Origin of the sequence: Hydrogenophaga sp. (assembly GCF_026125825.1) — a bacterium.
GTDB lineage: Bacteria > Pseudomonadota > Gammaproteobacteria > Burkholderiales > Burkholderiaceae_C > Hydrogenophaga.
This window is the reverse complement of record NZ_JAHCKK010000026.1, coordinates 41,631-49,843: the sequence shown is the minus strand read 5'-3', so window position 1 is coordinate 49,843 and position 8,213 is coordinate 41,631. Positions and strand designations below refer to the sequence as shown.

Genomic DNA, 8,213 nt, shown 5'->3' with positions numbered 1-8,213 from the left:
CACCGCAGCCAGGTGTGGCTTCCCTGGACGCAGGCCGCCGAGCGCTGCTTCTCCCCATCCAACGCCGAGGCCATTGGCTGGCTGCCGCGCCTTGGTGGCATGATTTGCCCATGAGCATCGTCAGGATCGCGACCTACAACATCCACAAAGGCGTGCAAGGCATCGGGCCGGGGCGCCGGCTGGAGATCCACAACATCGCCCATGCGGTGGAGCAGTTCGATGCCGACATTGTGTGCCTGCAGGAGGTGCGGCGCCACAACCGCAAGCTCGAAAAGCACTTCACCCGATGGCCCGAACTCGATCAGGCGGGCTATCTCTCGCCCGAGGGTTACGAATCGGTCTACCGGACCAACGCGATCACGCGCCATGGCGAACACGGCAACGCACTGCTCTCGCGCTGGCCGGTGATCGACATCAAGCACTCCGACGTGTCCGACCATCGCTTCGAGCAGCGCGGCCTGTTGCATGTGCAGTTGCTGGTCGATGGTGCCGATGTGCATGTGGTGGTGGTGCACCTGGGGCTGATCCACGCCAGCCGCGAGCGCCAGGTGCAGCGCCTGGGCGAGTACATCGCCACCGCCGTGCCGTTAAGCGCGCCGCTGGTGGTGGCGGGCGACTTCAACGACTGGGGTGCACAACTGCTGCGTCCCATGGCGGCACTCGACCTGCGCACCTTCGAGGGCATCCGCCTGGCCACCTATCCCTCGCGACTGCCGCTCCTGCACCTGGACCGCATCTTCGCGCGCGGCCTGCGGCCGGTGTCGGCCCACGTGCCGCACGGCCGGGTGTGGTCGCGCATGTCGGACCACCTGCCGCTGATCGCCGAGCTCGAACTGTGAGCGCGGCGCCCCTTCGTTCGGCAAGCGCGCGGCACGCATCTATGCGAAGGGGCCACCAGCTGCTGTTGCTCCAAGGCGGTGCGGAGTTTTTTCCCGCGCTCGTCGAAGCGATGGACGCAGCGCGCATGGTGGTGCATCTGGAGACCTACATCTTCGAGTTCGCAGGCTCGGCCCTCGGCGTGGCCGAGGCGCTGGAGCGCGCGGCGCGGCGCGGCGTCGTGGTGCGGCTGCTCATCGATGGCGTGGGCACCCCCGCGGTGCCCCAGGAGTGGCAGCGCCGCTTTGCCGAGGCCGGTGTGGTGATGCGCATCTATGCGCCGCTGGGCCGGTTGGGGCTGCTGGCGCCACGCAACTGGCGTCGGCTGCACCGCAAGCTTTGCGTGGTCGATGGGGTGGTGGGGTTCTGTGGCGGCATCAACATCATCGACGACCAGGACGACGTCGCGCTGGGCCGGCTGACCGCGCCCCGGCTGGACTTCGCGCTGCGCGTGGCCGGCCCCCTGGTGGAGGACATGGTGGACACCATGGAACAGCTCTGGTGGCGCACCCTGGCGGCCCGGCGCGTGCGCCAGCGGGAGTTCAAGGCCGCCTGGGACGCGCTGCGGGCCTCGCGCCCGGTGGGCGATTTCTCCCGCCTGCTGCAGAAAATCGAAGCCTTGGCCGAGGCGCAGGAGGACGCGGGAGGGCAGGGCGCCGATGGCGAGTCTGCGCCGTCCCCGCTGGGGGTGGATGGGGCGCGCGCCACGCTGCTGCTGCGCGACAACGTGACCCACCGGCACGACATCGAGCGTGCTTACCTGAAAGCCATTGGCGAGGCGCGGCAGGAAGTGGTGATCGCCAATGCTTACTTCATCCCCGGGCGCAAGCTGCGCCGCGCGCTCACGATGGCCGCCGCCCGTGGCGTGCGCGTGCGCCTGCTCCTGCAGGGGCGCTACGAGCACTTCCTGCAGTACCGCGCGGCGCGCCCGGTGTACCAGCGGCTGGTGGACGCGGGCATCGAGATCCACGAGTACGCGCCCAGCGCCTTGCATGCCAAGGTCGCCGTGGTGGACCGGCGCTGGTCCACCGTGGGGTCCACCAACCTCGACCCGTTGTCCATGCTGCTGGCGCGCGAGGCCAATGTGATGACCAGCGACCGGCGTTTCTCCAGCCTGCTGCACGCCCATCTCGACGGGCTGCTGCAACGCACCGGCGAGTTGATCGACGCCAGCGCCCTCAACCGGCGCCCCTGGGTGCAGCGCCAGCTCGACCGCATTGCCTTTGCCGTCATGCGGATGACCTTGTTCGTGACCGGTCATCGGTACTGAAATGAAACTCGCCCCTGCGCCGTGGCGTGACTTTCCTTCTGCGTGGCCGGCCCTGGGTGGCTCTGGTGAGGGGTGCCGCTCTCGTTGCGAGTGGCGTGAGGCGAGGTGGGGGGTGGCTTGGACCTGATCGTCCAGCGGCCCGAGGGGCTGTACTGTCCACCGGGCGATTTCTACATCGACCCCTGGCGCCGCGTGGAGCGCGCCGTCATCACGCACGCCCATGCCGACCACGCGCGCACCGGCCATGCGCACTACCTGGCCACCGCAGTGTCCGAGGGCTTGCTGCGCTCGCGGCTGGGGGCGGACATTCGCCTTCAGGGCCTGGCCTATGGCGAGGCGGTGGAGCACCACGGCGTTCGGCTTTCGCTGCACCCGGCGGGCCACGTGCTCGGCTCCGCCCAGGTGAGGGTGGAGCACCAGGGGCGCGTCTGGGTCGCCAGCGGCGACTACCGGACCACGCCCGCCGGTGCCGTGCCCGACCGCACCTGCGCCCCGTTCGAGCCGGTGCGTTGCGACGTGTTCATCACCGAGTCCACCTTTGGCCTGCCGATCTACCGCTGGCGCTCCGATGCCGAGTTGTTTGGCGAGATCAACCGCTGGTGGCAGGACAACGCCAGCACCGGCCGCGCCAGCGTGCTGTCCTGCTACAGCCTGGGCAAGGCGCAGCGCATTCTTGCCGGGGTGGACGCCTCCATCGGTCCCATCGTGTGCCATGGCGCGGTGGAGCCGCTGAACCGCGCCTACCGCGCGGCCGGCGTTCCGTTGCCCGACACGCTGCAGGTGAGCGAGATCAGCGACCCCGCCACCCTGCGCCGCGCATTGGTGCTGTGCCCGGGCTCGGCGCTGGGCACCCCCTGGATCAAGCGCTTCGGTGATTTTTCCGACGCCTTTGCCAGCGGCTGGATGCAGGTGCGCGGCTGGCGGCGGCGCGGCGGCCTGGATCGCGGCTTCGTGCTCAGCGACCACGCCGACTGGCCCGGCCTGCTCAGCGCCATCGGTGCCAGCGGGGCGGAGCGCGTCATCGTCACGCACGGCAGTGTCCCGGTGCTGGTCCGCTACCTGCAGGAACAGGGCCTGCAGGCCGAAAGCTTCGACACCGAGTACGGCGACGAGACCGAGGCCGGCGCATGAAGCGTTTCGCGGCCCTGTTCGACGAACTGGACGCGACCACCGCGACCAACGCCAAGGTGGCTGCATTGCGACGCTACCTGGCTGAAGTGGACGACGCCGATGCAGCATGGGCCGTGTACTTTCTGGCCGGCGGCAAGCCGCGCCAGCTCATCAAGACGGCGCAATTGCGCGCGCAGGCCATCGCCGCCTCGGGTCTGCCCGAGTGGTTGTTCGAGGCCAGCTACCAGGCGGTGGGCGATCTGGCCGAGACGATTGCGCTGGTGCTGCCCTTGCCGCAGCAGGCCCAAGGCATGGAGACACGGCTGAGCGAGTGGATGGAGGAACGGCTGCTGCCCCTGCGTGGACAGGGGGACGAGGCCGTGGCCATGGCCCTGGGTGCGTGGTGGCGCGAACTCGACGCCGCCGGGCGCTTCCTGCTGGTGAAGCTGGTGGGCGGGGGCTTTCGGGTGGGGGTGAGCAAGCTGCTGGTGCAGCGCGCCATCGCCTTGCACGCCGGGCTGGACGCCAAGCTGGTGGCCGCGCGCATGATGGGCTTCACCGACAGCAAACGCTTGCCCACGCCTGCCCAATACCGCGCCCTGGTCGCGCCAGCCGAAGCGGCCGGCGAGGGCCAGGGGGGCCGCGATCCCAGTCTGCCCTACCCCTTCTTCCTGGCCAGTCCGCTCAACGCGGAGGCCGGCGACGATCTCCTGCCCATGGAGATGGCGAGCGCAGGCACGGCCCAGACGATGGAAGCCCGCCTAGGCCCCGCGAGCGACTGGCTGGCCGAGTGGAAATTCGATGGCATCCGGGGCCAGATTGTCAAGCGCGCCGGGCAGGTCTGGGTGTGGTCTCGCGGCGAAGAACTGATGAGCGAGCGCTTCCCCGAGCTGCAGGCGCTCGCACAGCGATGGCCCGACGGTACCGTGCTGGACGGCGAGATCCTGGTATGGGACGACGGCGAGCCGGCCACGCCCCGGCTTCCCGGCAGCGACCGATCGGGGGGGCCTGCGCCGTTTGCCCTGCTGCAGCAGCGCATCGGGCGCAAGACGTTGGGCCCCAAGGTGCTGGCCGCAGCGCCGGTCAGTTTCATGGCCTACGACTTGCTCGAAGCCGGGCACGACGACCTGCGCCAGGTACCGCAGCACGAACGCCGCCTGCGCCTGGAGGCCCTGGTCGCCGCGCTCAACGACACCCCTGGTCCGCACCTGTGGCTCTCGCCCCTGATACCAGCCAGAGACTGGGCCGAGCTGGCGCGCTGGCGCGCGCAGGCGCGCCCGCTGGACGTGGAAGGGCTGATGCTCAAGCACCGCGAAAGCGCTTACGGCACAGGACGGCAGAAGCGCGGCGAGGGCCCGGGTCTGCTGGCGTGGTGGAAATGGAAGATCGACCCGCTGACCATCGACGGCGTGCTGATCTACGCCCAGGCCGGCCACGGGCGCCGCGCCTCGGTCTACACCGACTACACCTTTGCAGTGTGGAACCGCCCGCCGGTGGATGCGGCCGAGGCGCAGGCGGTGGTCGAAGCCATCGCGCAACGCCGCCCGGCCGACCCCGGTGGCCTGCAGCTCGTGGCGTTCACCAAGGCCTATTCGGGCCTGACCGATGAGGAGTTCAAGGCGGTGGACGCGGTCATCCGCCAGAACACTCTGGAGAAGTTCGGCCCCGTGCGCAGTGTGCGGCCCACGCTGGTGTTCGAGCTCGCGTTCGAGGGCATTGCGCGCAGCTCGCGCCACAAGAGCGGCGTGGCGCTGCGTTTTCCCCGCATGCAGCGCATCCGCGACGACAAGCCGCTGCACGAGGCCAATACCCTGCAGGACCTGGAGCAACTGCTGGCCGGCATGGGCGGCTGAGGCCCATTGCGCAATGCCCCCAGGCCGGGCAGTCCTGGGAAGTCCGGTGTTAGCATGCCCCATGCTGACGAAAACCGCATCCGACATGACCCCCGCAGCCTCCCCCGACGACGACCACGGCGTGCCCGTCTCCGTCAAGATCCGCGAGCGCGTGAAGGCCGCACGCCAGCGCTTTCACTCCAACGACAACATCGCCGAGTTCATCCAGCCAGGCGAGCTGGAGAAACTGCTCGACGAAGTGACCGAGAAGATGCAGGGCGTGCTCGATGCGATGGTCATTGACACCGAGAACGACCACAACACCGGCGACACCGCGCGCCGCGTGGCCAAGATGTACCTCAAGGAGGTGTTCAACGGCCGCTATGTGAAGGCTCCGAGCATCACCGAATTTCCCAATGCCGAGCACCTCAACGAGCTGATGATCGTCGGCCCGATCACGGTGCGCAGTGCCTGCAGCCACCACTTCTGCCCGGTCATCGGCAAGATCTGGATCGGCGTCATGCCCAATGAGCACACCAACGTGATCGGCCTGTCCAAGTACGCTCGCCTGGCCGAGTGGATCATGGGCCGCCCGCAGATCCAGGAAGAGGCCGTGGTGCAGCTGGCCGACCTGATCCAGGAGAAAACCCAGCCCGACGGCCTGGCGCTGGTGATGGAGGCCAGCCACTACTGCATGGCCTGGCGTGGCGTGAAGGACATGCACAGCAAGATGATCAATTCGGTCATGCGCGGCGTGTTTCTCAAGGACCCCAACCTGCGCCGCGAATTCCTGGCCCTCATCCCCCGTCAATCCTGAGGCACAAAATGCTGGTACGCCTGCTCTACGTCAGCCGCGCTGTCGACAAGGACTCCGCCAAAGCCATCGAATCCATCCTGGAGTCGTCGCGCACCCACAACCTGGGCAACGGCATCACCGGCGTGCTTTGCTACGGCGGCGGCGTGTTCCTTCAGGCCATCGAGGGCGGCCGCAATGCCGTGAACAACCTCTACAACCACATCGTGGCCGACCCGCGCCACACCGAGGTGGTGCTGCTGCACTACGAAGAGATCACCGAGCGCCGCTTCGGTGGCTGGACCATGGGCCAGGTCAATCTTTCCAAGCTCAACACCTCCATCGTCCTGAAGTACTCCGAACGCCCGGAGTTCGATCCTTACGCCGTCTCGGGCCGGGTTTCGCTGGCCCTGCTCGAAGAGCTGATGGCCACCGCCAGCATCATCGGCAGAGCTTGAGGATCTCCCCCATGCGCTGCTGCGCGGCGCCTCGAGGGGGAACGGCACCTCGGGCCGGCGCAGCCGGACCCTCTGTGCCCCTGGGGCTTGGCTTCTTCTGACGCTGCATGTCGTTCAACGCGTTCTGTCTCATCGTGCTGGCAGGCCTGATCCACGCCGGCTGGAACATCGTCGCCAAGAAGGCCGCGGGCGACGCGCGCTTCGCTTTCTTCAACGCCTTTCTGATGATGCTGGTGTGGGCGCCGCTGGGCTGGTGGCTGGGCCGCGAGGAGGTGCCGCGCTGGGGCGCGACGGAATGGGCGTTCGTGGTGGCCAGCGGCGTGCTGCACGTCATCTACTACGTGATCCTGCTGCGCGGTTACCGCAAGGCCGACCTCACCGTGGTCTACCCCATGGCGCGGGGCTCGGGGCCGCTCTTGTCCTCGCTGGTGGCCATCGTCTTCCTGGGTGAGCGCATCTCGGCGCTGGGCGCTGTGGGCATCCTGGGCGTGGTGGGCGGCGTGTTCCTGATCGCCGGTGGCCCTGGCCTGCTGCGCGCTGCACACGACCCGGTGGCGCGGCGGCGCGTGCACAAGGGCATGGTCTACGGCGTGCTCACCGGTGTGTTCATCGCCTCCTACACCGTGGTGGATGGCTATGCGGTCAAGGTTTTGCTGATGTCGCCCATTCTGGTCGACTACATGGGCAACTTCGTGCGCGTTGGGCTGCTGGCGCCTGCCGTGCTGCGCGACCTGCCCACGGCCAGACAGCTTTGGCGCGTGCAGTGGCGTTACGCGTTGCTCGTGGCCGTGGTCAGCCCCATCGCCTATGTGCTGGTGCTCTACGCCATGCGCGAAGCGCCGCTGTCGCACGTCGCGCCGGCGCGCGAAGTGTCCATGCTGTTCGCGGCACTGATCGGCGGCCACTTGCTGGGCGAAGGTGACCGCGTGGCGCGCATCTTTGGTGCCTTGTGCATCGCCGCCGGCGTGACCGCGCTGGCCCTCGGGTGAGCGGCGGCCATGCGTGAAGTGGCGGGCTTTCAGCTGCTGGGCTGCGACTTCAGCAGCGCGCCGAGCCGGCGCAAGCCCATCACCCTCGCCGTGGGCCAGGCCGACCGGGGCCGCGTGGTACTCCAGGGGGTGGAGCACTTCGAGTCGCTCGAGGCCTGGAGCGAGCGCCTCGCGGCACCGGGCCGCTGGGTGGGCGGCTTCGATCTGCCCTTCGGTCTGCCTCGCGAACTCGTCACCACCTTGGGTTGGCCCACCGATTGGCTGGGCTGCATGGCGCACTATGGCAGCCTGAGCCGTGAGTCGATTCGCGAGGCCTTTGCCGCTTTCTGCGATGCGCGGCCCGTGGGCGGCAAGTTCGCGCACCGGGCCACCGACGGCCCCGCCGGCTCCAGCCCGAGCATGAAGTGGGTCAATCCCCCGGTGGCCTTCATGCTGCACGCGGGCGTGCCGCGCCTGATCGCCGCTGGCGTCACCCTGCCGGGCCTGTGCGAGGGTGATGGCAGCCGTGTGGGGCTGGAGGCCTATCCGGGCCTGCTCGCGCGCAGCGTGCTGGGCGCGGTGTCGTACAAGAGCGACGACAAGGCCAAACAGACGGCCGAGCGCCTGATCGCCCGCAAGACGCTCATCAACGCGCTGGAGAACGGCCAGGCCCCGCTGCTGCAGGCCGTGGGCCTGCGCCTGAGGCTGACGCACGCCCAGCGCGATGCGCTGGCCGACGACGCCAGCGGCGATCGCCTGGACGCCGTGCTCTGCCTGTTGCAGGCCGCCTGGGCGGAACAGCAGCACCGCGCCGGCCTGCCGCGCTGGGGCTTGCCGGCGTTCGACCCACTCGAGGGCTGGATCGTCACCGCCTGAAGATCGGGTAACCGTGCGACTGCGCGGGAA

Annotated in this window: 8 protein-coding genes and 1 pseudogene; all 9 read left to right on the top strand. The window is 68.8% G+C overall.

All coding sequences use genetic code 11. The features are described 5' to 3' along the window. Positions 1-114, top strand: a pseudogene (locus KIT86_RS11090) (dihydroneopterin triphosphate diphosphatase); the annotation flags it as partial. Next, positions 111-839, top strand: coding sequence for an endonuclease/exonuclease/phosphatase family protein (locus KIT86_RS11085; protein WP_297398259.1), 729 nt, complete (start codon positions 111-113; stop codon positions 837-839). The pseudogene KIT86_RS11090 and the gene KIT86_RS11085, both read left to right, overlap by 4 nt. A gap of 41 nt (positions 840-880) precedes the next feature. Then, a complete protein-coding gene (clsB, locus tag KIT86_RS11080; protein WP_297398257.1) occupies positions 881-2,146 on the top strand; it encodes a cardiolipin synthase ClsB in 1,266 nt (421 codons plus the stop codon). Positions 2,147-2,263: 117 nt separating this feature from the next. After that, a complete protein-coding gene (locus tag KIT86_RS11075; protein ID WP_297398255.1) occupies positions 2,264-3,277 on the top strand; it encodes a ligase-associated DNA damage response exonuclease in 1,014 nt (337 codons plus the stop codon). Continuing rightward, a complete protein-coding gene (locus tag KIT86_RS11070; RefSeq protein WP_297398253.1) occupies positions 3,274-5,109 on the top strand; it encodes an ATP-dependent DNA ligase in 1,836 nt (611 codons plus the stop codon). The genes KIT86_RS11075 and KIT86_RS11070 overlap by 4 nt, the downstream gene beginning before the upstream one ends. Positions 5,110-5,170: 61 nt before the next feature. Next, positions 5,171-5,905 (top strand): GTP cyclohydrolase I, encoded by a 735-nt coding sequence (gene folE / locus KIT86_RS11065; RefSeq protein ID WP_297398251.1) that lies wholly within the window; start codon positions 5,171-5,173, stop codon positions 5,903-5,905. An 8-nt stretch (positions 5,906-5,913) separates the two neighbouring features. Further along, entirely contained in the window at positions 5,914-6,339 is a 426-nt protein-coding gene (locus tag KIT86_RS11060; RefSeq protein ID WP_297398249.1) for a BLUF domain-containing protein, read from the top strand. A gap of 107 nt (positions 6,340-6,446) precedes the next feature. Further along, positions 6,447-7,328 (top strand): EamA family transporter, encoded by an 882-nt coding sequence (locus tag KIT86_RS11055; RefSeq protein ID WP_297398247.1) that lies wholly within the window; start codon positions 6,447-6,449, stop codon positions 7,326-7,328. Positions 7,329-7,337: 9 nt separating this feature from the next. Beyond that, positions 7,338-8,183, top strand: a complete 846-nt coding sequence (locus KIT86_RS11050; protein ID WP_297398245.1) for a DUF429 domain-containing protein — start codon at positions 7,338-7,340, stop codon at positions 8,181-8,183. Positions 8,184-8,213: the final 30 nt, after the last annotated feature.

Bases quoted from the DNA above. Each gene is read 5' to 3' on its own strand.
- KIT86_RS11085 (WP_297398259.1), top strand. From the start codon at position 111: ATGAGCATCGTCAGGATCGCGACCTACAACATCCACAAAGGCGTGCAA.
- clsB (WP_297398257.1), top strand. From the start codon at position 881: ATGCGAAGGGGCCACCAGCTGCTGTTGCTCCAAGGCGGTGCGGAGTTT.
- KIT86_RS11070 (WP_297398253.1), top strand. From the start codon at position 3,274: ATGAAGCGTTTCGCGGCCCTGTTCGACGAACTGGACGCGACCACCGCG.
- folE (WP_297398251.1), top strand. From the start codon at position 5,171: ATGCTGACGAAAACCGCATCCGACATGACCCCCGCAGCCTCCCCCGAC.
- KIT86_RS11060 (WP_297398249.1), top strand. From the start codon at position 5,914: ATGCTGGTACGCCTGCTCTACGTCAGCCGCGCTGTCGACAAGGACTCC.
- KIT86_RS11055 (WP_297398247.1), top strand. From the start codon at position 6,447: ATGTCGTTCAACGCGTTCTGTCTCATCGTGCTGGCAGGCCTGATCCAC.
- KIT86_RS11050 (WP_297398245.1), top strand. From the start codon at position 7,338: ATGCGTGAAGTGGCGGGCTTTCAGCTGCTGGGCTGCGACTTCAGCAGC.